Genomic DNA, 22,694 nt, shown 5'->3' with positions numbered 1-22,694 from the left:
CGGTCAGGACTCCTCGGACGCCGCGCGGCGCCGCGTCATGTACCAGGCCGCGCCCACGGATCCGGCGATGAGGGCCGTGCCCAGGCCGATCTCCTTCAGGTCGAAGCCGCCGGCGCTGCCGCCGACGCCCGCCCGCACACCGCGCTGGAGCGGTACCGGGGTCGGCCCGTCCGGCCGCCCGCCCGCGATGGTGAGCCCGGTGCTGCCGCTCGCCCCGCCGCACGAGAACGTCACGTCGTACACCGCGCCCGGCCGGGCGTCCCAGTCGACCATGGCGGTCGCCGAGGACTGCCCCGGCGCGATCGTGACGGTGTCGAAGACACCGGAGGTGACCGTGGCCTTGCCGCGGCACCCGCCCTCCCGCTTCAGCAGCAGCGACACCTGACCGCCGGCGGCGATGGTGGACGGCTGGACGCTGAACGCGAACGGGGTGATGCCGTGGTCGTCCCGGTCGCCGGCGAAAGCGGCGGGCGCGGTGAAGGTCAGGGCGGTCACGCCCAGCAGTGCGGCCGAAGCGACGCGTATCGCGCGCATGGTGAGCCTCCAGGTACCCGAGGAGCCTTGCCGCGGACCTTTTCCGCAGTACGCCAGAAATGCACCTCGATGACCCGAACGCTAGGAAACGACCTGCCCGCGCGCGATCGCTGTAGGGCGAACGGGGCAATCGGCTGGGCCGCACGGGGGACGAAAGCGCGTGCGGCCGGGGGACCCGACGGCGTGTCGCCGTTCCCCCGGCCGCCGCCTCGGGCACCGGGACCTTTCAGCCCGGCAGGTGCGGGAACAGCGCCGTGAAGGGTTCCACGGACGCCGTGATGCCCCTGCTGTACGGCGCGTCGAAGTCCCAGATCAGGAACAGCAGGAACGCGATCAGCGCGGAGAACAGCCCGGCGAGGACCAGTTCGCGGGCGGTCCGCCTGATCTGCAGCGCGAAGATCATCCCGACGGTGACCACGGCGCCGATGATCAGCCCGAACCACACGACCCCGGGCATGGTCGCCCCGGTGGAGTCCGCGCGGGCGCTGCGCGCCGCGTCCGCGGCCGCCACCTGGTCCAGGAGCGGCTGGTACGCCTGCGCCTCGAAGTCCGAGGCCGGCTCGTAGTCGGTGACGTCGTGGCGGATGCGTTCGAGCAGCCGGCCGCCCTCCGGGGTCACCCGGCCGTGGTCCGTCATCGCCTTCCACTCCGTGGTGACCACATGGCCGACATAGGCGTCGACATCGGCGCGCACGCGCTCGCGCACGGCGGGCGGGTACACCCGGACCCGCTCGGAGATCTCGTGCAGCGCCTGGGCCTCCGCCTGTACGTGGTCCTGGGCGGCTCCGCGTGCCTCCCAGACACCGGCGATCGCCAGGCCCAGCACGATCGCGTACACCACGCCGATCATCATCGTCATGTACTCGATGACGTCCGGGGTCTCGCTCGGGTCCTCGTCCTCGCGCGCCCGGCGGTGCCGGACGAGCGTCACGATGAGGACCACGATGCACGCGGCCGCCATCGCCAGGGCGAGAACAAGCCAATCCGACAAGGAGTGCCTCCAGGGTCAGCGCGGGCGCAGCGCCGCGACGGCGAGCACCGCGGGCGCGGTGATGAGCAGGGTGAACGAGACCAGGGACGGGCCGCCGCGCGGCTGGTGCTTGTGCGGTGCCGGGCGGTACGCCGGATAGCTGACCGGTCGGGGCGCGGCCGGGGGGTGCGTGCTCGGCGCAGGTGCGGGAGGCGGGGTGGGTCTCGGGCGCGGCGGCGGAGCCGGCCGCGGCGGGACGGGCCGCGGACTCGGGGCGGCGGGCGGTGGCGGCGGTGGTTCCGGTTCCGGCGCGCGCACGACGGGAGGCGGTGTCGGCCGGGGTGCCGGCTTCGGCGGGGGCGGAGGGGGTTTCGGCGCCGGCGGCGGGGTGGGCGTCGGCGGGCACGGGGGTGTGGGCGTCGGTGTCGGTGTGGGGCACCGGGTGGTGGTGCCGACGACCGCCACCGCGCCGTCCCCCGCGACGGCCACCGCGGTGGTGCCCTCTCCGTCCCGGCCGGCGGAGGCGTACGCACAGGCGTCCGCGGCCGCCGTCCCGCTCGGCGCGCCGACGAACAGCCAGCTGAGCGCCGTCAGCGCCAATACCCGTATGACGAGGGCGGATCGGGTTCGTTGGGGTCCTTGCACGACGAAGATCATGAGGTGCCCGCGACGGGGCCGCGCCGGAGTGGCGGCGAATGCCCCCGAAGGAGGGACGCCGGTCACGCGGCGGCTTGACGTGCCGTACGGGAACGCCGGGCGCCGGTCGTACGCGCGAGCGAGGAGCGTGCCGGCCCGACCGACGGCCCCCGCCGAGAAAAGTTCCGTGCCGCTTGAACGCGCGCGCCCCCTCCGCCCGTACCTAGGGCCGTGCGCGGCGCAGCAGGGCGCTGCACCACCTACGCGAACAGCGGGAGTTATCCATGAAGACCTCCTGGCGGAGCGCCTCACTCGTAGCGGCAGCTGCGGCCGTGCTGGCGCTGACGACGGCGTGCGGTCAGGAACAGGGCACCCCCTCGACGGGCAGCCAGAACGTCGGGGCGACCGCCGCCGCGGGCGACTACGGCGCGGCGAGCACCGCCGGCAGCGGCTACGACTCCGGGTCCAAGGAACAGGCCGCCGCCAAGGCGGAACCCGCCGGCCGGCTCGCCGTCACCGAGAGCGCGAAGCTCGGCAAGGTGCTCACCGACGGCGCCGGGATCACCCTCTACCGCTTCGACAAGGACACCGCGGAGCCGCCGAAGTCCAGCTGCGACGGCGACTGCGCGACCGCCTGGCCGCCGGTACCCGCCGACGGCGCGGAGGCCGCGACCGGCATCGACAAGTCGCTGCTCGGCGAGGTGACCCGGACGGACGGCACGAAGCAGCTGACGGTCGCCGGCTGGCCGATGTACCGCTACGCCAAGGACACCAAGGCCGGTGACACCAACGGCCAGGGTGTGGGCGGTAGTTGGTACGCCTCCGCTCCCAACGGCAAGAAGGCGACCCTCGCCGATCTGCCCGGCCTGTCGGTCCGCAAGGACGCCAAGCTCGGCGAGGTCGTGGTCGACAAGAACGGCATGACGGTCTACCGCTTCATGAAGGACCAGGCATGGCCCGTCTCGAAGTCGGCCTGCACGGGAGCCTGCCTGGAGAAGTGGCCGGCCGTGGCGCCGGTCGCCTCCGACGACACCAAGGGCGTCCAGAAGAAGGGCCTGATGGGCTTCACCCGTCCGGACGGCGTGAAGCAGATGACGGTCAACTGCTGGCCGATCTACACCTTCTCCGGTGACACCGCGCCCGGAGACACCAACGGTCAGGGTGTCGGCGGCACGTGGTACGCCGTCGCGCCCGACGGAAAGCCGGTCGGCGCGTCGAAGTGACGGATCGTCTCCCCAGGGGCGATTCCCCGCTCCGCACACCGAGGGACGCCAGAAGGGAGTGGACACGGTCGGGCAGTGTGCCGGACGACGAGACGACGCACGACCCCGGGTCCGCCCCCTCCGCACCGCACGGAGGGGGCGGACCCTCGGGCGTGCCGGGGCCCGCCCGTCCGGGAGCCGGTGCGCGACGGCCGCGGGGCGGGGGCCGGCGCGTCGCGCTACTGAACGGCCGGACGGCAGGACGGGCCGGGAACACGGCCGAACGTGAAAGGTCCGAGGCGCGGCCCGGATGTGAAAGAGTGCGGCTGCCCTTCCGCGGCGCGACCACGCTTCGTGATCCCCGCAGTCCTTTTGAAACGCTTCGGAGGGATTTCGTGACGGCGGTGCGTGGCCTGTCCGCGTGACGTTCGCGGACGCCAATTCGGCACGTGCCCGAGGCAGTGACCGGGAACGGACGGTCAATTTCCGTTTGGGCTCGCTCCTTTGGCGGGCGATCAGTAGCCTCTGCTCGAACACCGGATCGCCTACGCCGCCGACTACGCCGTGGAGAGATAGATGGAGCGTCCCGCCTGGGCACCCCGCAGCATTGACATCTCGGTGCCGAGCGTGTCCCGAATGTACGACTACTACCTGGGCGGTTCGCACAACTTCGAGGTCGACCGGGAAGCGGCCCGCAAGGCGATGGAGTTCATGCCGGGGCTGCCCAAGGTGATGCAGGCCAACCGCGCGTTCATGCGCCGCGCGGTCCGCTTCGCCGCGGCCGAGGGCATCGACCAGTTCCTCGACATCGGCTCCGGCATCCCCACGTTCGGCAACGTCCACGAGGTCGCGCAGACCGCACGGCCCGGCGCGCGCGTCGTCTACGTCGACCACGATCCCGTTGCCGTCGCACACAGCCAGGCCGTGCTGCGGGACAACGACGACGCCGGTGTCCTCGCGGCCGACCTCCTCAAGCCGCGGGAGATCCTCGCCGGCGCGCCCGTGCAGCAGCTGATCGACCTGACGCGCCCGGTCGCTCTGCTCCTCGTGGCCGTCCTGCACTTCGTGGAGGACGCCGACGACCCGTACAGTGCGGTGGCCGAGCTGCGCGACGCTCTCGCGCCGGGCAGCCTGCTGGTCGTCACCCACGCCGCGTTCGAGGGCATCCCGCTCCCGCAGGAGCAGGCCGAGGGAACGGTCGGCGTGTACAGGAACATCCGCAATCCGCTGATCATGCGGACACGCGAGCAGATCGCACGGTTCTTCGAGGGGTTTGACATGGTGGAACCCGGCCTGGTGCCGATGCCGCAGTGGCGGCCGGACACCGCGCCCGAGGACGAGGATCCCTACTCCTTCTCCGGGTTCGGCGGCGTGGGACGTACGGCGTGACCGCCGAGCCGGACGGACCGGAGGACAGACTGCGCCGGTTCGCGACGATCTGGAGCCGTGCGGTCTTCCCCGTCACCTCCACCTCGCTGACCCGGCCCGAGTTCGAGGAACAACTCCTGCCCCTCGCGCGCCGGTTGAGCGAAGCGCTGCGGGCCAGGACCTTCGAGGCGGAGGCCGGCCGCACGGTCGGCGCCGCGCTGGTCGCCGCGCACTGCACCGACCCGGAGGCGCTCAGCCGCGCCCTCGACTGCGTGGACGCCTACCTCGTGCTCTACTGCGGGGAGGACGGCCACCAGGAGACGCTGCGCAACCGGTCCGCCCGGCTCCAGCACGCCATGGCCGCGGGCTACGCCCGGGCACTGCGCGAACGCACGCTCACCGAACAACAGGCCATCTCCCAGGCCGCGTTGACCGCGCGCAGCGCCGTGGCCGAGGCGCTTCACGACAGCGAGGCCCGCTTCCGGGCCGTGTTCGAGGGCGCGGCGATAGGGATCGGCATCGCCGACCTCGACGGCAACATGCTCCAGGCCAACGGCGCGCTGCTGCGCATGTTCGGCGGCACGGAGCAGATGATGCTGGGCCGCCGGGTCACCGAGTGGACCCACGCCGAGGACGCTCCCCAGGTCTGGCGGCTGTACGAGGAGCTGGTGCGCGGCGAGCGCGAGCACTACCACGTCGAGAAGGCCTTCTACCGTCCGGACGGCACGGCGCTGTGGACCAACCTGACGGTGTCGCTGATGCGGGACGCCGACGGCGAGCCGCAGTACCAGCTCGCGCTGATGGAGGACACCACCGAGCGGCGGCTGCTCAACCTGCGGCTGCGCTACGAGGCGACCCACGACGCGCTCACCGGGCTGCCCAACCGCACCCTGTTCTTCGAGCGTCTGGAGAAGGCGCTCGCGGCGGGGGAGGGGCAGCGGTTCGGCCTGTGCTACCTCGATCTCGACGGGTTCAAGACCATCAACGACAGCCTCGGGCACGCGGCCGGCGACCGGCTGCTCGTCGAGGTCGCCGACCGGCTCCAGTCCTGCGCGACCGCCCCGGGGGAGATGGTCGCCCGGCTCGGCGGCGACGAGTTCGTGGCCCTGACCACCGGCACGGACACCGAGCGCGAGGTCGAGGAGCTGGCCGGACGCATCATGAACGCGCTCGTCACCCCGATCCGCATCGACGGCCGTGAACTGACGGTGCGCGGCAGCATCGGCGTCGTGGAGGGGCCGGCGGGGGTGCGCGGCGCCGCCGACGTGCTGCGCAGCGCCGACATCACCATGTACCGGGCCAAGTCCGCCGGCGGGAACCGCTTCGAGCTGGCCGACCCCGAGGCGGACGCCCGCGCCATCACCCGGCACGGGCTCACCACGGCCCTGCCGGCCGCGCTGGACCGCGGCGAGTTCTTCATCGAGTACCAGCCGCTGGTGCACCTCGGGGACGGGAGCGTCCGCGGCGCCGAGGCGCTGGTGCGCTGGCTGCACCCGCAGCACGGTGTGCTGAGCCCGGACCGCTTCATCCCCCTGGCCGAGCACACCGGCCTGATCGTGCCGCTGGGCCGCTGGGTGCTGGAGCAGTCGGTCCGCCAGGCCCGCAGCTGGCAGGAGCGGCATCCCGGCGGCGGACCGCTCCGTGTCAATGTCAACCTCTCGCCGTGCCAGCTGACCCATCCGGGGCTGGTCCAGGACACCGTCGACATCCTGGAGCGCGAGGGGCTGTCCGCGGAGGCGCTGTGCCTGGAGGTCACCGAGTCGGCGCTCATCGGAGCCGACGACGACCTGCTGAAGCCGCTGCGGCGGCTGGCCGAGATGGGCGTCGACATCGCGCTGGACGACTTCGGCACCGGCTACTCCAACCTCGCCAACCTGCGGCGGCTGCCGGTGAGCGTCCTGAAGCTGGACCGGTCCTTCACCCAGGGCATGCAGCAGTTCCCCGCCGATCCCGTCGATCTGAAGATCGTCGAGGGCATCGTCTCCCTCGCCCACAGCCTGGACCTCGCGGTCACGGTCGAGGGCGTGGAGACCGGCGCGCAGGCCGAACAGCTGCGGCTGCTGGGCTGTGACACCGCCCAGGGCTGGTACTACGCCCGGCCGGGCCCGCCGGACCGGCTGCACCACCTCGCACTGGCCGACGCGACCGGCTGACGCCCGCGGCCCCCTCCGGGGGCGAGCCGGGCCCGGCGCGAATCCCCTCGCGGCCCCGGCCCCGGCCACGGCCCCCGTCCGCGGACGGCGCCGCGGGGTGCCGGCGGCGCGCCCCGGCCACCGTGGCCGGACCGGACGCGTCCGCGCACTCCCCGCGCCACGGCGTGGTCTCCTGGAACGACGGGCCGCGCCGCGCCCGCGTGTCCGGCGCCGGCCGGACGGACGTCCCAGTGAGGGAGCTGATGGCGATGAGCACGGAACTCCAGGGCAGGACGGCGGTCGTCACCGGCGCCAGCAAGGGCATCGGGCTCGCGGTCGCCGAGGCGCTGGCGGGCGCCGGGGCGCGGGTGATCGCCGGTTCCCGCGGCACCTCGCCCGGCCTCGACGCCCTGGTGAAGACGGCCGACGTCACCTGGGTGGGGGTCGACCTCGCCGAGCCGGCGGCGGCCTCCCGGCTCGTCGACGCGGCGGACGGCCGGATCGACGTGCTGGTCAACAACGTGGGCTCGGCCCCCGCCCGGACCGGCGGCTTCCTGTCCGTGACGGACGAGGAGTGGCTGCGCACCCTCGACCTGAACCTGCTCACCGCCGTACGGGTCACCCGTGCGGCCCTGCCGCTCATGCTCGCCGCCGGGCGCGGCTGCGTCGTGACGGTCGGTTCGGTCAACGCGACCCTGCCCGACCCGCTGGTGATCGACTACAGCGCGGGCAAGGCCGCCCTGGTCGCCTTCTCCAAGGCGCTGTCCAAGGAGGTGGGCCCCCGGGGCATCCGGGTCAACACGGTCAGCCCGGGGCCGGTGGAGACCGCGTTGTGGCTCGGTGGCGGCGGAGTGGCCGAGACGGTGTCCTCCGCCGCCGGCCTCACCCCCGAGGACGTGGTGGCCCAGGCGTCGGGCGCCACCGTGACGGGCCGCTTCTCGCAGCCCTCCGAGGTCGCCGACCTGGTGCTCTTCCTCGCCGGGGACCGCGCGGGCAACATCACGGGCAGCGACTTCCTCATCGACGGCGGCTTCGTCCCGACGTGGTGAACGCGCGCCTGCGGATTCCGGCGGGGGGGCTGAGCGCACCGGCGGGTGGACGGCCCGCCGGGAGCCCGGTGAGGCCGCGGGGCCGGCGCGGGCGCCGCCCGCCCCCGTTGCGGCGGGCCGCCGGTGCGCTCAGCCCTCCAGCAGCATCCGCTGGAGTTCCCGCGCGGCGCGCGGCGGTGCCACGTCGCTGCGGTGGGCCAGCGCGATCGTGCGGTGCAGCCCCGGTCCGGCCAGCGGGGTCACCCGCAGCTCCCGCCCGGACCGGCCGGCGACCATCCGCGGGACGACGGCCACGCCGAGTCCGGCGCGGACGAAGCCGAGGACGGCGTCCATCTCCCCACCCTCGACCGCGAAGGCGGGCTCGAAGCCCTCGGCGCGGCAGGCGGCCACGGTCAGTTCACGCAGGTCGTAGCCGTGCCGGAACATCACCAGCCGCTCGCGCTCCAGGTCGGCGACCCGCACCTCGCCGCGACCCCCGCCCCGGCCCGGTGCGGGGGCCTCCGGCGAGGACACCACGACCAGGTCCTCGCGCAGCAGCTCCACCGTGGTGAGCGCGGGCGCGGGCGTCGGCAGCGGCAGCACCACCAGAGCCAGGTCCAGGGCACCGCGCGCCAGCTCCCGGACCAGGTCGTGCGAGCCGCCCTCCTCGATCAGCAGCCTGATGCCGGGATAGCGGTCGTGGAAGGCGCGCAGCACGTCCGGCAGGAGCCCCGTGCACAGGCTCGGCGTCGCACCGAGCCGCACCCGCCCGCCGCGCAGCTGCGCCAGTTCCTGCACCTCGTGCCGGGCGGTGTCCGCGTCCGCGAGGATGCGCCGGGCCAGCGGCAGCAGTGCCTCGCCGGCATCGGTGAGCGTGATGTTCCCGCGCGCCCGCAGGAACAGATCCGCGCCCAACTCCCGCTCCAGCGCCTTGATCTGCTGGGAGAGGGACGGCTGCGCGACGTGCGTCAGCTCGGCGGCCCGGGTGAAGTGCCGGGTCTCCGCGACGGCCACGAAGTACTGGAGCTGCTGGAACTGCATGGACCCACGATAGGCCACCTCTATGGAAACGAGCCGTTCCATGTCTTGGACCGATCGGACTGCCCCGGCCTACCGTCTTGACCCATGGCTCTGGCAACGCGGACGGACCGACGGCCGTCCATGGCGCGCACCGTGTGGGACAGCTCCGTCGGCAAGAAGACCGTGATGGCCGTCAGCGGCCTGATCATGCTGCTCTACCTGGTCGCCCACATGATCGGGAACCTCAAGATCTACTTCGGCGCGGGCGAGTTCGACCACTACGCCCACTGGCTGCGCACGATCGGCGAGCCCGTCATGCACGAGGAGTGGACGCTCTGGCTCGTCCGCGCGGTGCTGGTCGCCGCCGTGGTCGCGCACGCCGTCTCCGCCTACCAGCTCAGCCGCCGCGACATCAAGGCCCGCCCGACCCGGTACGTCCACGCCAAGCCGCGGTCGAGCTACGCCACGCGCACCATGCGCTGGGGCGGCGTCATCCTCGGCCTGTTCATCGTCTGGCACCTGCTCGACCTGACCACCGGCACCGTGCACCCCGGCGGCTTCCAGCAGGGCCACCCGTACAACAACGTCGTGGACACCTTCTCCACCTGGTACGGCGACGTCGTCTACATCGTCGCCATGCTCGCGCTCGGCCTGCACATCCGGCACGGCTTCTGGAGCGCCGCCCAGACCCTCGGCGCCGGCAGCCGCGCCCGCGACCGCGCCCTGAAGACCGTCGCCAACGTCCTCGCACTGCTGCTCACGGCCGGCTTCATCGCCGTGCCGGTGGGCGTCATGACCGGAGTGGTGAGCTGAAATGACCCTCGCGTACACGCACTTCACCACCGGCGACCCGGTCGCCGACACCAAGGCACCCGACGGCCCCGTCGCCGAACGGTGGGACACCCGCCGCTTCGAGGCGAAGCTCGTCAACCCGGCCAACCGCCGCAAGCGCACCGTGATCGTCGTGGGGACCGGCCTAGCGGGCGGCTCCGCGGGCGCCACGCTGGCCGAACAGGGCTACCACGTCGTCCAGTTCTGCTACCAGGACTCCCCGCGCCGCGCCCACTCGATCGCCGCGCAGGGCGGCATCAACGCGGCGAAGAACTACCGCAACGACGGCGACTCCGTGCACCGCCTCTTCTACGACACCGTCAAGGGCGGCGACTTCCGCGCGCGCGAGTCCAACGTCCACCGCCTCGCCCAGATCTCGGTCGAGATCATCGACCAGTGCGTCGCCCAGGGCGTGCCGTTCGCCCGCGAGTACGGCGGCCTGCTCGACACCCGCTCCTTCGGCGGCGTCCAGGTCTCCCGCACCTTCTACGCCCGCGGCCAGACCGGACAGCAACTCCTGCTCGGCGCCTACCAGGCACTGTCCCGGCAGATCGCCGCCGGGAACGTGGAGATGCACCCGCGGACCGAGATGCTCGACCTGATCGTCGTCGACGGCACGGCCCGCGGCATCGTCGCCCGCGACCTGGTCACCGGCCGGATCGACACGTACTACGCGGACGCCGTCGTCCTCGCCAGCGGCGGCTACGGCAACGTCTTCCGCCTCTCGACGAACGCCGTGAACTCCAACGCCACCGCCGTCTGGCGGGCCCACCGGCGCGGCGCCTACTTCGCCAACCCCTGCTTCACCCAGATCCACCCCACCTGCATTCCGCGCACCGGCGACCACCAGTCGAAGCTGACGCTGATGAGCGAGTCGCTGCGCAACGACGGCCGCATCTGGGTGCCGAAGGCGCACGGCGACACCCGCCCGCCCAACGAGATCCCCGAGGACGAGCGCGACTACTACCTGGAGCGCGCCTACCCCTCCTTCGGCAACCTCGTGCCCCGCGACATCGCCTCCCGCGCCGCGAAGAACGTCTGCGACGAGGGCAGGGGAGTGGGCCCCGGCGGCCAGGGCGTCTACCTCGACTTCGCCGACGCCATCCGCCGGATGGGCCGCGCCGGGGTCGAGGAGAAGTACGGCAACCTCTTCGACATGTACGCCCGGATCACCGCCGAGGACCCGTACAGCGTGCCCATGCGGATCTACCCCGCCGTGCACTACACGATGGGCGGACTCTGGGTCGACTACGACCTCCAGACCACCGTGCCCGGACTGTTCGCGATCGGCGAGGCCAACTTCTCCGACCACGGGGCGAACCGCCTCGGCGCCTCCGCCCTGATGCAGGGGCTCGCCGACGGCTACTTCGTCCTGCCCGCGACGATCAACGACTACCTCGCACGCACCCCGCACCGCGACGAGGTGACCGACGAGCACCCCGCCGTCCAGGAGGTGCTCGCCGACACCGAGGACCGGCTGCGGCTGCTGCTCGCCGTCGACGGCGACCGCAGCCCCGACTCCTTCCACCGCGAACTCGGCGACGTCATGTGGGAGTTCTGCGGCATGGCGCGCACCGAGAGCGGACTGCGCAAGGCCCTGGAGCGCATCCCGCAGATCCGCGGCGAGTTCTGGCGGCGCGTCAAGGTCCCCGGCACCGGGGAGGAGTTCAACCAGTCCCTGGAGAAGGCCAACCGGATCGTCGACTACCTGGAGCTCGCCGAGCTGATGTGCCTCGACGCGCTGCACCGGTCGGAGTCCTGCGGCGGGCACTTCCGCGAGGAGTCCCAGACCCCCGAGGGCGAGGCGGCCCGCCGCGACGAGGAGTTCTCCTACGCCGCCGCCTGGGAGTTCACCGGCACCGGCAGCGCGCCCGTCCTGCACAAGGAAGACCTCGTCTTCGAGTACGTCCACCCCACCCAGCGGAGCTACGCATGAAGCTCACCCTGCGCGTCTGGCGGCAGAAGAACGCCGCCGCCGACGGAGCGATGTCCACGTACGAGGTGGACGGCATCTCGCCCGACATGTCCTTCCTGGAGATGCTCGACACCCTCAACGAGGAACTCCTCCTCGCCGGCGACGACCCCGTCGCCTTCGACCACGACTGCCGCGAGGGCATCTGCGGCGCGTGCAGCCTCGTCGTCAACGGCGACGCGCACGGACCCGAACGCACCACCACCTGCCAGCTCCACATGCGGTCCTTCCGGGACGGCGACACGATCGACGTCGAGCCCTGGCGGGCCGCCGCCTTCCCCGTCGTGAAGGACCTCGTCGTCGACCGGTCCGCCTTCGACCGGATCATCCAGGCCGGCGGCTACATCACCGCGCCGACCGGCGCCGCCCCCGAGGCACACGCCACGGCCGTGCCCAAGCCCGACGCCGACCTCGCCTTCGAGCACGCCGAGTGCATCGGCTGCGGCGCCTGCGTCGCGGCCTGCCCCAACGGCGCCGCCATGCTGTTCACCTCCGCCAAGGTCAACCACCTCAACGTGCTTCCGCAGGGCTCTCCCGAACGCGAGACGCGGGTGCTCGACATGGTGGCGCGGATGGACGAGGAGGGCTTCGGCGGCTGCACCCTGGCCGGTGAGTGCGCCACCGCGTGCCCCAAGGGCATCCCGCTGTTCTCCATCACCGCGATGAACAAGGAGTGGCTGCGCGCCACCCGCGCATCGGGCCGGCGGTAGCCCCCACGTCGTTCGCCGAAGGGTGCGGACGGGCGGGACCGGGTGTGGTGCTCAACGCCCCGGTCCCGTCTCGCTTCCCCGTGCCGCCGGGGACGCCCCTGCCATTCAGCAACCCCACATCCGCCCTCCTGGCACTGGTCACGCGCACGCCAACCGGCATCGGAAGAACAGGAACGCGCGGGCCGCACCGATCCGGCCCGCCGCCCCCGGCCTCTCGGCTCCGCCCGAGCGGGGGCCCTCCGCCCAGCGGCCCGCGACCAGGAGAGTGCCATGACCGGCGTTCCCACCCTCGACACCCCCGCCCCGCCCGTCACCCCCGCCCGCTACACCGTCTCCCTGGCCCGCGACGAGGCCGACGTCCGGGCCGCGCAGCGGCTGCGCCACGACGTCTTCGCCGGGGAGATGGGCGCCCTGCTGACCACGGCCGAGCCCGGCCTCGACATCGACGCCTTCGACGCCTACTGCGACCACCTGCTGGTGCGCGACACGGTGACCGGCCAGGTCGTCGGCACCTACCGGCTGCTGCCGCCCGAGCGCGCCGCCGTCGCCGGACGGCTCTACGCGGAGACGGAGTTCGACCTCCGGCCGCTGTCCGCGATCCGCTCCGGCCTGGTGGAGGTGGGCCGCTCCTGCGTCCACCCCGACCACCGCGACGGCGCGGTCATCGGGCTCATCTGGGCCGGTCTCGCCCGCTACATGGCGGACGGGGGCCACGCGTGGCTCGCCGGCTGCTGCTCCGTCCCGCTCGCCGACGGAGGTGCCCTCGCCGCGGGCACCTGGGACCGGGTGCGGGACAGGCACCTGGCCCCCGAGGAGTACCTGGTGCGCCCGCTGCGCCCCTGGACCCCCGCGGCGCCCGCCCGCCCCGGGCGCACCGAACTGCCCCCGCTGCTGCGCGGCTACCTGCGCCTGGGCGCCTGGGTGTGCGGGGAGCCCGCGCTCGACGCGGAGTTCGGCGTCGCGGACCTGTACGTCCTGCTCTCCATGCGCCGGGTGAACCCGCGCTACCTCCGGCACTTCCTCTCCCTCGTCCCCGCGTGATGGGCGCGCCCCCGCACACCGCCCCCGGTGCCGGTCCGCCCCCCGGCCGCCCGGGGCGTACCGCACCGGCCCCCCATCCCGCTCCGGCCCCCCATCCCGCAGCGGCCCCACGGCCCGGGATGCGCGACGCCCGGGCGTCCGGAGTCCGGCCCGGCGCACTCCCCGCCGCCCCGCCGGCCGGGGCCTGGCTGCCCGCGGCGCCCTGCTCCGCCCGCCGGTGCGTGGACCCCGTCCGGCCCCGGGCCGGCCTGCCGCGGTCCGTGCTGCGGCTCGCCGCCCTCCTGCTCACGGTCCTGGCCGGGGTGCTGCTCGCGCCGGTCGCGGGCCGGCTGGGCGCGGCCCGGCGGGACCGGTGGATTCGCCGCTGGTGCCTGCTCGTACCGCGCGCGGCCGGGGTCCGTGCCCGCATCCGCGGCGGCGCGCCCCCTGCCGGCCCGCTGCTGATGGTGTCCAACCACGTCTCGTGGCTGGACATCCCGCTGCTCGCCGCCGTCCGCCCGGCGCGGATGCTGGCCAAGTCCGAGATCCGCGGCTGGCCCGTCGCCGGCGCGGTCGCGGCGCGGGGCGGCACCCTGTTCGTCGACCGCGCCCGGCTGCGCGCCCTGCCGGGCACGGTGGAGCGGATCGCCGAGGCGCTGCGCCGCGGCGGCGCGGTCGCCGCCTTCCCGGAGGGCAGCACGTGGTGCGGCCGGGCCCAGGGCCGCTACCGCCGGGCCGTCTTCCAGGCCGCGCTGGACGCCGGGGCCCGGGTCCAGCCGCTGCGCATCCGCTACCGGCTGGCCGACGGCACGACGAGCACCGCGCCGGCCTTCGTCGGCGACGACGCGCTGATCGGCTCGCTCTGGCGGGTCGTGTCGTCCCGCGGGCTGATCGCCGAGGTCGACCTGCTCCCCGCGCTGCCGGCCGGCCGGTACCCGGACCGGCGTGCCCTGGCCGCCGCGGCCCAGGCCGTCCCGCCCGGCGCCGGCTCGCCGCCGCATCCCTGAGCCGCCGCCCCGTACCGGTCGCCGCCGCACGCGCCGCACGCGCCGGACCGCCCGTCCGGCCCGCCGCCGCACCCGGGTGCCGGTCCCGCGTCGGCTCGCCGCCCCCTGACGCCCCGGCCCGGTCGCAGGGGCCCGGCGGGCCGTCCGCGCCGTTGGTACGCGTCGGCGACCGGCGGAGACAGCGGTGCGGGACCGGCCGGAGCGGTGCCGGCGCCCGGGGCGCGGCCCGGTGGGCGGCCCGGGGCCGGGGGAGTCGCGGTTCTGGCGCCCCGGGAGCGACGGCACCCCTCCGGCCGGTCCCGCTCCTGCCGGGCCGTCCGCCGGGCCCGAGGACCGGGCGGTGAGGTCGACGCCCCGCCGGCCGAGCCGGCCGCGGAACCGGTCCGGCCCGCCGCCGGGCACCCGCGCGCGGCGGCGGCGCGAGCCGGCCCATGCGAAGGGGCGTCCGTCCCGGCGGCAGGTCCGCCGGCCCTACCCAGCGGCGTGTACGGCCCGCGCGAGGTAGGGCGCCGTCCTGCCCTCGCCGGAGCGGGCCACCAGCGCGGGGGGACCGGCGGCCACGATCCGGCCGCCCTCCTCGCCGCCCCCGGGGCCCAGGTCGATCACCCAGTCCGCGCCCGCCACCACCGCCATGTCGTGCTCGACGACCACGACGGTGTGACCGGCGTCCACCAGACCGTGCAGCTGCCGCATCAGCACCTCGACATCGGCCGGATGCAGACCCGTCGTCGGCTCGTCGAGCAGATAGAGGGTGTGACCGCGGCGGGTGCGCTGCAACTCGGACGCCAGCTTGATGCGCTGGGCCTCGCCGCCCGACAACTCCGTGGCGGGCTGGCCGAGCCGCAGGTACCCCAGCCCCACCTCGGCGAGGGTGGCGAGGCTGCGCGAGACCGACGGGGTGCCGGCGTCGGCGAAGAACCCGGCCGCGGCCTCGACGGTGAGGTCGAGGACCTCCGCGATGGTCAGCCCCCGGTAGGTCACCTCGAGCGTCCGCGGGTTGTAGCGCGCGCCCGCGCAGTCCGGGCAGGGGGCGTAGGTGCTGGGCAGGAAGAGCAGTTCCACGCTGACGAAGCCCTCGCCCTGGCAGGTCTCGCAGCGCCCGCCTGCCACGTTGAAGGAGAAGCGCCCCACGCCGTACCCGCGCGCCCGGGCGTCCTCGGTGTCGGCGAACAGCCGGCGCACGGCGTCGAACAGGCCGGTGTAGGTGGCCAGATTGGACCGGGGGGTGCGGCCGATGGGGCGCTGGTCGACGCCGACGAGCCGTCCCACGCCCGGCAGGTCCTGCGTCACCGCGCCGATCAGCGTCGACTTGCCGGACCCGGAGACACCGGTGACGGCGGTCAGCACGCCGAGCGGGAACTCGGCGGTGACACCCCGCAGGTTGTGCCGGGTGACGGGGCCCACCGTCAGCCGGCCGCGGGGCTCGCGCACCGGGCGGGCCGGGGCGGGGGAGCGGCCGAAGAGGTAGCGCGCCGTCGCCGACCCGGGCACGGACTCCAGGGCGGCGACCGGGCCGCTGTGCAGGACGCGTCCGCCGTGCTCGCCCGCCTCCGGACCCACGTCCACGAGCCAGTCGGCGGCCCGCACCACGTCGAGGTCGTGCTCCACCACGAACACCGAGTTGCCCGCGCCCTTGAGCCGCTCCAGCACGGTGAGCAGCGCCTGCGTGTCGGCCGGGTGCAGTCCCGCGGACGGCTCGTCGAGCACGTACACCACGCCGAACAGGCCGGACCGCAGCTGGGTGGCCAGGCGCAGCCGCTGGAGCTCGCCGGCCGAGAGGGTGGGCGTCGCCCGGTCGAGGCTCAGGTAGCCGAGGCCGAGTTCGGCCACCGGGGCGATGCGTGCGGTGAGGTCCTCGGTCAGGACCCGGGCGGTCTCGGTGCCGGCGGGGAGGGACCTGGCGAGCTCCGTCAGCGGCAGCGCGGCCAGTTCGGCGATCGTGCGGCCTCCTACCGTCACCGCGGTCGCCTCGGCCCGCAGCCTGCTGCCCCCGCACAGCGGACAGGGCTCGGCGGACAGGAAGCGCTCGGCCTTCGCCCGGAGCGTGGGGCTCTTGGTGTCGGAGAAGGTCTTCAGGACGTAGCGCCGCGCGCTGGTGTACGTGCCCCGGTAGGGGCGCTGGATGCGTTCCGCGTCCCGCACCGGGTGCACGGTGACCACCGGCTGCTCGTCCGTGAACAGGATCCACTCCCGGTCCTCGGCGGGCAGCTCGCGCCACGGTCGGTCCACGTCGTGGCCGAGGGCGGCGAGGACGTCCCGCAGGTTCTTCCCCTGCCAGGCGCCCGGCCAGGCGGCGATCGCGCCCTCGCGGATCGACAGGGACGGGTCGGGGACGAGCAGGTCCTCGCCGGTCCGGTGCACCTGCCCCAGGCCGTGGCACTCCGGGCAGGCGCCGGCCGCGGTGTTCGGCGAGAAGGCGTCCGAGTCGAGACGTTCGGCCCCCGGCGGATAGTCGCCCGCCCGGGAGAACAGCATCCGCAGCGAGTTCGACAGGTTGGTGACCGTGCCCACCGACGAACGGGAGGTGGGCGCCGCCCGGCGCTGCTGGAGGGAGACGGCCGGCGGCAGCCCGGTGATCTCGCCGACCTTCGGTGCGCCGACCTGGTGGATGAGCCGCCGCGCGTACGGCGCGACCGATTCGAAGTACCGGCGCTGCGCCTCGGCGTAGATCGTCCCGAAGGCCAGGGACGACTTGCCGGACCCGGACACCCCGGTGAACACGGCCAGCACGTCCCGCGGGATGTCGACGTCCACGCTCCGGAGGTTGTGCTCCCGGGCGCCGCGGACGCGGACGAGGGGATCGTGCGGGCTGCCGTGGGGGCTGGGCATCGGCGGGGCTCCTGCGCCCGGCGCCGGGGCGCGGGGTCGCCGGACCGGGCCTCGGTCGGGGCGGGGAAGACCCCGGCGGTCGCGGCGGGGCAACCCCGCGGGCTTCGGGGGGCAAACCCCACCATCCTAGGCGGGGCCGGGTCCCGCGACCCGGGCCGGTCGCCGGGCGGCGGCCGGTCGCGGCCCCGTGCGCGGACACGGGCGCGGCCCGGTGCGCGCCCGCGGCCCTCCGCGCCCGGGGCGGCGTGGCGCGGTTCGCCCGGGGAGGCCGTCCGGGGCTGCGCGGGCGCCCCGCTCTCGGTCCCCGGCCGCTCGGTCTCACCGCCGGTCCCGGCCCCGTCCCCGCTCCGCCCGGGCCACGGAGCGGCGGGGGCCCGGGCGGCGGATCAGGACGGTGCCGACTCCAGGTCCAGCAACTGCCGCTTGCGCTCCAGCCCTCCGGCATAGCCGGTGAGCGCCCCGTTCGCGCCGATCACCCGGTGGCAGGGCCGGACGATCAGCAGGGGGTTCGCGCCGATCGCCGTACCGACGGCCCGCACGGCCGCCGGGGACGCGCCGATCCGGGCGGTGATCTCCCCGTAGCTGAGCGTGGTCCCGTACGGGATGTCCTCCAGGGCCTTCCAGACCCGCCGGCGGAAGTCGGTGCCACCGGGCACGAATTCCAGGTCGAAGGCGCTCCGCCGGCCCGCGAAGTACGAGCCGAGCTGGGCCTCGATCTCCCCGAAGGCGTCCGGGGCGGCCCGCCAGTCCGGCCGGACCTCGGCGCCGTTCTTCTGGCCGGGCAGCGACACCGCGGCGAGCGCGGTGCCGCCCGGCGCGGTGGGGGAGGGCTCGCCCACCAGCAGCAGCGGCCCGAGCGGGCTGTCCATCGTCGTGTAGACCGTCGTCATCGGTCCGGTTCCTTTCCCGGGTCCCAGCGGTGTGCACCCTCAACCCTGCCGTGCGCCGGGCGCCGCGTCCGGCGGGATTCGGACATCGCGCCGGACTCCCGCCCGGCGCGCCGGCGGACCGTGGGGCAGTGGCCGGGCGCGGCCCCGGATTCCGGCTCTGCGGTAGCGCCGCGGCTCGTCCGGGCCCACGATCGAAGACGACCGGCCCCACCGACGCACGCGACCGCGACCCGTACCGAGGACCACCCACGACCGCCGCGACCGCGGCACCGCCCAGGAGTCTTCTCATGGTCTGGATCCCGCAGATCACCGATCTCGTCGAGCGGCTCGGCGCCGCCGACCTCGCCGACGCGCTGCGCGACCCCGCGTCCGCCACCGTACCGGTCGCCCTCGACGACCCGGAGGCGGGCCGGATCAGCGGCGTGGGCGTGCTCGCCGCCTGGCTGGAGGTGCAGGACGCCTGGCGGGCCGAGCACAAGGTCGACATCGAGGAGGTCGCCACCACCATCGGCGGGCGACGCGCCGTGGGCGAATGGATCGTGCACCTGGAGGGGCCGGACGGCGAGCGTGCGGGGCTGCCCGTGGCCGCCGCCGTCGACCCCGCGTCCAAGCTGCCGGTGCGCATCCACCACTCCCGCCGTCCCCTGCTGGGCCGGCACGTGGTGCGCCGCCCGATGCTGCGGCCCGACCCGGCGGCCCACGCCTCCGACGTGGTGGGTGCCTACACGGCCGCCCTGGACGCCGGTGACACCGCGGCCGTCGTCGCCGTGTTCGAGCCGGACGGCACCTTCCGCGGCCCCTCCGAGGAGACGTATCACCACGCCGGCCCCGAGGAGCTGACCGCGCTGTACGACGGCCTCTTCGCCGCGGGCGGCGGAATCCCGCTCAAGCTGTGCACGGTCACCGAGGACGGCACCCGCAGCGCCTTCGAGTACATCTGCGACCGCTGGGGCGACTGCGACCTGCCACCGCAGCCCGGACTCGCGGTCTGCTCGCGCGGCGGCGACGGCCTGATCGCGTCGGCCCGGATGTACGACGACGTCGAAGGGCCCGCGGAGTAGGCCTGCGCCGCGCTGTCCGCGGGCAGGGAACAGTCCTCGCACTCTCCTCACCCCACCGCCGGCGAAAGCAGGAATGAGCATGCAGTACGCGAAGCTCGGTTCGACGGGTCTGGACGTCTCCCGGATCTGCCTGGGCTGCATGAGTTTCGGTCTCCCCGACCGCGGAACGCACACCTGGACCCTCGACGAGGACGCCTCGCGTCCCCTGATCCGGCAGGCGCTGGAGGCCGGGATCACCTTCTTCGACACCGCCAACGTCTACTCCGACGGCACCAGCGAGGAGATCGTCGGCCGGGCGCTCGCCGCGTACGCGCGCCGCGACGAGATCGTGATCGCCAGCAAGGTGAACGGCGCGATGCACGAGGGACCCAACGGACGCGGACTGTCCCGCAAGGCGATCATGACCGAGATCGACAACAGCCTGCGCCGCCTCGGCACCGACCACGTCGACCTCTACCAGATCCACCGCTTCGACCACGCGACCCCCGTCGAGGAGACGATGGAGGCCCTGCACGACGTGGTGAAGGCGGGCAAGGCGCGCTACATCGGGGCGAGTTCGATGTACGCCTGGGAGTTCTCCAAGATGCAGTACACCGCGGCGCTGCACGGCTGGACCCGGTTCGTCTCCATGCAGAACCACTACAACCTCCTCTACCGCGAGGAGGAGCGCGAGATGCTGCCGCTCTGCGCCGACCAGGGCGTCGGCGTGCTCCCGTGGAGCCCGCTGGCCCGCGGCCGGCTCACCCGCGACGCGGACACCGCCACCGAACGGAGCCGCACCGACGACTTCGGCCGCAGGCTCTACCCGGAGGGCGACCGCGAGATCGTGGACGCCGTCGCGCGCATCGCCGCGGCACGCGGGGTGCCGCGGGCCCGGATCGCGCTCGCCTGGCTGCTGCGGCAGGGCACGGTCACCGCGCCCGTCGTCGGGGCCACGCGGGCCCCGCACATCGAGGACGCGGTCGCCGCGCTCGACGTCGACCTCACCGACAAGGAGGCCGAGGAACTGGAGCGCTCCTACACGGCGCGGGCGATCGCCGGCCACTGACCCCGCCCCGCGACGGGGCGGGAGCGCTCCCGCGGGGGCGGGACCGGGATCGTGCGCCGACCCCGCGGATTCCACATTTCCTTTCTCGCGGGGCCGGGCTGACATTTGGTCAATATCCCGGCCCCGCACCGCATTAGGAGAAATTCCGGGTTCGCTTGTTCCGGATAGCCGCGTTGTGCAAAAGTGGGGCTTCGTCGGCGTGCGAATCATGTTCGCACGCCGTTGCGCGCGTATGGGGGCGCCCGTTCTCCCTGGTCCGCGAGGACCTTCCGGGGGTGCGGTGTGCGGTGAGCCCCTCCGGGCCGGATCGCCCGGCCCCGCCGGAGAAACCGCGCTCCGCGCGGGCGGGATCGGTGACGCGGTGTCTCGGAAGGAAAAGCGGACGTGAATGACGGAACGCCGTCCTCCTCCCGTGACCACGGGCCTTTCCCCGACGTCGTCCCGGACGCCCGGCTCGCCGACGAGGTGCGCAGGAGTCCCGGGGGAACGCCGGCGAGCCGGCCCGTCGGCGAACTCCTCGACCGCCACTGGGAATCGGTCTTCAGCTATGCGCGGCTGTGCACCGACGGCGTCGGCCCGGCCGGCATGCTCACCACGGCCGCCTTCACGCGCCTGTTCGGCGACTGCCTGCACGAGGGCGGCCCCGACGCGGCGTGGCGGCCCCATCTGCTCGTCACCGTACGGCGGATGGCCGGCGAGTGGCTCACGGACGGCCGGCGCGACCTGCTGTCCCCCGCTCTGCGCGCCGACGTCGAGGGCGCGGACGGTCCGCGGGCCGATGCGCTGCTCCCGCCGGAGGGCAGGCGACTGCTGGCCCGGGCCTTCCAGCGGCTGCCCGAACCGGCCCGGTGCCTGCTGTGGCACGGGGAGACCGAGGGTGAGCGGCTGGCCGTGCCCGCCGCCCTGCTGGGACTGCCCGTCGCGGAGGCGCCGGCCGAACTGCGCCGCGCCCGCGAGCGGCTGCGCGACACCTGCCTGGAACTCCACCTCGAACTTGCCCCCGACGGGGAGTGCCGCCGCTACCACCGCATCCTGGACGTCTCGGTGCGACGCGGCGGCGGAGACCTCGATCCCGACCTGCGCGCCCACATGGCCCGGTGCGGGCACTGCCGTACCACCGCCGACCAGCTGAACCGGTTCAACGGCCCGCTCGCCGTGCCGCTCGCCGAAGCGGTCCTCGGCTGGGGTGCCCGCCCCTACGCGGCGTCCCGCCGGCCCCGGACCGCAGCCGCCCCCGCCGCACCGCCCGCACCGGCTCCGCCGGCCGCGACCGCCCCCGCCGCACCGGCCGCCCCCGCCGCACCGGCTCCGCCGGCCGGGACCGCCGCCGGCCGGGACGGGCAGCGGCTCGCGGGCCGCCCCGGCCCGCCCCCGGGCGCGGTCCGGGACGTCGGCGGGGACGGGACGGCCCCCGCCCGGGAGTCCATCGTGGAGTTCGATCCCCGGTCCGGACCGCTGCTCCCGCCCGTGCCCCCGCGTCCCCCGGGGCCGCCGCCGGGCCCGCTCCCGCCCGTGGCGGCCCCGCCCGGAGCCGCCCGCGAGCGCTCCGGCGCGCCCGCGGACCGCGGCACCGCCGGCACCCCGTCCCGGCGCCGGGCTCCGGCGCGGGCGGGCCGCGGACGGTCCTCCCGCCGGGGCGCGCGGCCCTCGACCGCCGGCGGCCGGTCCTCGCGCCGGGCCGCCCCGCGCAAGGGGACCCGGCGCGCCCCGAGCCGTCGCACCATGACGCTGGCCGCGCTGGGCGTCGGCGCGCTGATCCTCGTCCCGCTGGTGGTGTGGGCCGTCGGCAAGGGCTTCGACGGCGGGGACGGCACGGCAGGTGGCACGGGTGCCCGGGGCACCCCCCGTCCGCACGGCGGGGCGTCCCGGACCGGGGACGAGGGCCGGGCGGACGGCGATCTGCTGCGCAACACCGCGACCGGCCTGTGTGCCGGCACCGCCGCGGCGAAGGCCGCCGAGGGCGTGGAGACCCGCCTGGTCCCGTGTGCCGGGCGGACCGCGCTGACCCTGGTTCACGAACGCGACGGTCAACTGCGCACCGCCACCGGGCCGCGGCTGTGTCTCGACTCCCGCCTGGGCTACGTGATCCGGCTGGCGCGCTGTCCGGCGGCGTCCGCCCCCGCCGCCGAGAACGTCCGCTACGACCTCGCCTCCGGGGGCCGGCTGGTGGCGCGCCGGGACCCGGACCTGGTCCTCGTGCCGGCGGCACCGGACGGCGCGTCCTCGCTCGTCCTCAAGCCGCTCGACGACGACGATCGGGTGCAGCGCTGGACCTTCGTTCCGGCGTCCTCCGTGCCGCGCACCCACCTCGTCGACTGGGGTTCCGCCTCGGGCGGGCCGCCAACGCCGTCCGCGACGCGCCCCGGCCGCTGACGAGCCGCGGGACCGCCGCCGGCGCGGGGCCACCGGGGGGACGGGCGACCTCGCGCCCGGCCC

At 74.7% G+C, this 22,694-nt stretch carries 17 protein-coding genes; 12 read left to right on the top strand and 5 right to left on the bottom strand.

The features are described from left to right. Positions 1-3: 3 nt before the first annotated feature. Both ACGFS9_RS11660 and ACGFS9_RS11655 read right to left on the bottom strand, forming a co-directional pair. Positions 4-534, bottom strand: a complete 531-nt coding sequence (locus ACGFS9_RS11660; protein ID WP_393252386.1) for a hypothetical protein — start codon at positions 532-534, stop codon at positions 4-6. A gap of 226 nt (positions 535-760) precedes the next feature. After that, complete coding sequence (locus tag ACGFS9_RS11655) at positions 761-1,525, bottom strand: hypothetical protein (RefSeq protein ID WP_393252385.1); 765 nt, start codon at positions 1,523-1,525, stop codon at positions 761-763. Between the two features lie 899 nt (positions 1,526-2,424). Here ACGFS9_RS11655 and ACGFS9_RS11650 point away from each other — a divergent pair. The 4 genes from ACGFS9_RS11650 (at position 2,425) to ACGFS9_RS11635 (ending at position 7,891) form a co-directional block, all read left to right on the top strand. Continuing rightward, positions 2,425-3,363: an SCO0930 family lipoprotein gene (locus tag ACGFS9_RS11650; protein WP_393252383.1), complete on the top strand. Its 939-nt coding sequence runs from the start codon at positions 2,425-2,427 to the stop codon at positions 3,361-3,363. Positions 3,364-3,918: 555 nt separating this feature from the next. After that, positions 3,919-4,731: an SAM-dependent methyltransferase gene (locus ACGFS9_RS11645; protein ID WP_393252381.1), complete on the top strand. Its 813-nt coding sequence runs from the start codon at positions 3,919-3,921 to the stop codon at positions 4,729-4,731. Beyond that, positions 4,728-6,863 (top strand): putative bifunctional diguanylate cyclase/phosphodiesterase, encoded by a 2,136-nt coding sequence (locus ACGFS9_RS11640; protein WP_393252379.1) that lies wholly within the window; start codon positions 4,728-4,730, stop codon positions 6,861-6,863. The genes ACGFS9_RS11645 and ACGFS9_RS11640 overlap by 4 nt, the downstream gene beginning before the upstream one ends. Before the next feature lie 248 nt (positions 6,864-7,111). Then, positions 7,112-7,891 (top strand): oxidoreductase, encoded by a 780-nt coding sequence (locus ACGFS9_RS11635; protein ID WP_393252377.1) that lies wholly within the window; start codon positions 7,112-7,114, stop codon positions 7,889-7,891. A 129-nt stretch (positions 7,892-8,020) separates the two neighbouring features. On the opposite strand, the gene ACGFS9_RS11630 is transcribed toward ACGFS9_RS11635, so the two are convergent. Further along, the gene (locus ACGFS9_RS11630) at positions 8,021-8,911 is read right to left on the bottom strand and encodes a LysR family transcriptional regulator (protein WP_393252375.1); all 891 of its coding nucleotides are present in this window, start codon (positions 8,909-8,911) and stop codon (positions 8,021-8,023) included. A gap of 120 nt (positions 8,912-9,031) precedes the next feature. Between ACGFS9_RS11630 and ACGFS9_RS11625 the strand changes: the two genes are divergently transcribed. The 5 genes from ACGFS9_RS11625 (at position 9,032) to ACGFS9_RS11605 (ending at position 14,430) form a co-directional block, all read left to right on the top strand. Then, on the top strand, positions 9,032-9,703 hold the full coding sequence (locus tag ACGFS9_RS11625; protein ID WP_393252625.1) for a succinate dehydrogenase: 672 nt from the start codon (positions 9,032-9,034) through the stop codon (positions 9,701-9,703). A 1-nt stretch (position 9,704) separates the two neighbouring features. Continuing rightward, entirely contained in the window at positions 9,705-11,657 is a 1,953-nt protein-coding gene (locus tag ACGFS9_RS11620) for a fumarate reductase/succinate dehydrogenase flavoprotein subunit (RefSeq protein ID WP_393252374.1), read from the top strand. Beyond that, entirely contained in the window at positions 11,654-12,403 is a 750-nt protein-coding gene (locus ACGFS9_RS11615; RefSeq protein WP_393252372.1) for a succinate dehydrogenase/fumarate reductase iron-sulfur subunit, read from the top strand. Before ACGFS9_RS11620 ends, ACGFS9_RS11615 begins: the two co-directional genes overlap by 4 nt. Before the next feature lie 270 nt (positions 12,404-12,673). Next, positions 12,674-13,444: a GNAT family N-acetyltransferase gene (locus ACGFS9_RS11610; protein WP_393252370.1), complete on the top strand. Its 771-nt coding sequence runs from the start codon at positions 12,674-12,676 to the stop codon at positions 13,442-13,444. A gap of 119 nt (positions 13,445-13,563) precedes the next feature. Then, positions 13,564-14,430, top strand: a complete 867-nt coding sequence (locus tag ACGFS9_RS11605) for a lysophospholipid acyltransferase family protein (RefSeq protein ID WP_393252369.1) — start codon at positions 13,564-13,566, stop codon at positions 14,428-14,430. Positions 14,431-14,901: 471 nt separating this feature from the next. Here the strand turns inward: ACGFS9_RS11605 and ACGFS9_RS11600 are convergent, their stop codons facing one another. Then, entirely contained in the window at positions 14,902-17,259 is a 2,358-nt protein-coding gene (locus tag ACGFS9_RS11600) for an ATP-binding cassette domain-containing protein (protein ID WP_393252368.1), read from the bottom strand. Between the two features lie 386 nt (positions 17,260-17,645). Continuing rightward, on the bottom strand, positions 17,646-18,149 hold the full coding sequence (locus tag ACGFS9_RS11595) for a methylated-DNA--[protein]-cysteine S-methyltransferase (RefSeq protein WP_393252366.1): 504 nt from the start codon (positions 18,147-18,149) through the stop codon (positions 17,646-17,648). A gap of 287 nt (positions 18,150-18,436) precedes the next feature. Here ACGFS9_RS11595 and ACGFS9_RS11590 point away from each other — a divergent pair, with 287 nt between their 5' ends. From ACGFS9_RS11590 to ACGFS9_RS11580, 3 genes are all read left to right on the top strand, one after another. Further along, positions 18,437-19,210, top strand: a complete 774-nt coding sequence (locus tag ACGFS9_RS11590) for a nuclear transport factor 2 family protein (protein ID WP_393252364.1) — start codon at positions 18,437-18,439, stop codon at positions 19,208-19,210. Positions 19,211-19,289: 79 nt separating this feature from the next. Beyond that, positions 19,290-20,258, top strand: a complete 969-nt coding sequence (locus ACGFS9_RS11585; protein WP_393252363.1) for an aldo/keto reductase — start codon at positions 19,290-19,292, stop codon at positions 20,256-20,258. A gap of 384 nt (positions 20,259-20,642) precedes the next feature. Further along, the gene (locus tag ACGFS9_RS11580; RefSeq protein WP_393252362.1) at positions 20,643-22,631 is read left to right on the top strand and encodes a ricin-type beta-trefoil lectin domain protein; all 1,989 of its coding nucleotides are present in this window, start codon (positions 20,643-20,645) and stop codon (positions 22,629-22,631) included. Positions 22,632-22,694 lie beyond the last annotated feature (63 nt).

Origin of the sequence: Streptomyces sp. NPDC048566 (assembly GCF_043199735.1) — a bacterium.
Taxonomy (GTDB): Bacteria; Actinomycetota; Actinomycetes; order Streptomycetales; family Streptomycetaceae; genus Streptomyces.
The sequence above is the reverse complement of the archived record's forward strand: the minus strand, read 5'-3'. Positions and strand labels throughout refer to the sequence as shown.

Bases quoted from the DNA above. Each gene is read 5' to 3' on its own strand.
- ACGFS9_RS11650 (WP_393252383.1), top strand. From the start codon at position 2,425: ATGAAGACCTCCTGGCGGAGCGCCTCACTCGTAGCGGCAGCTGCGGCC.
- ACGFS9_RS11600 (WP_393252368.1), bottom strand. From the start codon at position 17,259: ATGCCCAGCCCCCACGGCAGCCCGCACGATCCCCTCGTCCGCGTCCGC.
- ACGFS9_RS11605 (WP_393252369.1), top strand. From the start codon at position 13,564: ATGCGCGACGCCCGGGCGTCCGGAGTCCGGCCCGGCGCACTCCCCGCC.
- ACGFS9_RS11645 (WP_393252381.1), top strand. From the start codon at position 3,919: ATGGAGCGTCCCGCCTGGGCACCCCGCAGCATTGACATCTCGGTGCCG.
- ACGFS9_RS11585 (WP_393252363.1), top strand. From the start codon at position 19,290: ATGCAGTACGCGAAGCTCGGTTCGACGGGTCTGGACGTCTCCCGGATC.
- ACGFS9_RS11630 (WP_393252375.1), bottom strand. From the start codon at position 8,911: ATGCAGTTCCAGCAGCTCCAGTACTTCGTGGCCGTCGCGGAGACCCGG.
- ACGFS9_RS11590 (WP_393252364.1), top strand. From the start codon at position 18,437: ATGGTCTGGATCCCGCAGATCACCGATCTCGTCGAGCGGCTCGGCGCC.
- ACGFS9_RS11595 (WP_393252366.1), bottom strand. From the start codon at position 18,149: ATGACGACGGTCTACACGACGATGGACAGCCCGCTCGGGCCGCTGCTG.
- ACGFS9_RS11635 (WP_393252377.1), top strand. From the start codon at position 7,112: ATGAGCACGGAACTCCAGGGCAGGACGGCGGTCGTCACCGGCGCCAGC.
- ACGFS9_RS11625 (WP_393252625.1), top strand. From the start codon at position 9,032: ATGGCGCGCACCGTGTGGGACAGCTCCGTCGGCAAGAAGACCGTGATG.
- ACGFS9_RS11615 (WP_393252372.1), top strand. From the start codon at position 11,654: ATGAAGCTCACCCTGCGCGTCTGGCGGCAGAAGAACGCCGCCGCCGAC.
- ACGFS9_RS11660 (WP_393252386.1), bottom strand. From the start codon at position 534: ATGCGCGCGATACGCGTCGCTTCGGCCGCACTGCTGGGCGTGACCGCC.
- ACGFS9_RS11620 (WP_393252374.1), top strand. From the start codon at position 9,705: ATGACCCTCGCGTACACGCACTTCACCACCGGCGACCCGGTCGCCGAC.
- ACGFS9_RS11610 (WP_393252370.1), top strand. From the start codon at position 12,674: ATGACCGGCGTTCCCACCCTCGACACCCCCGCCCCGCCCGTCACCCCC.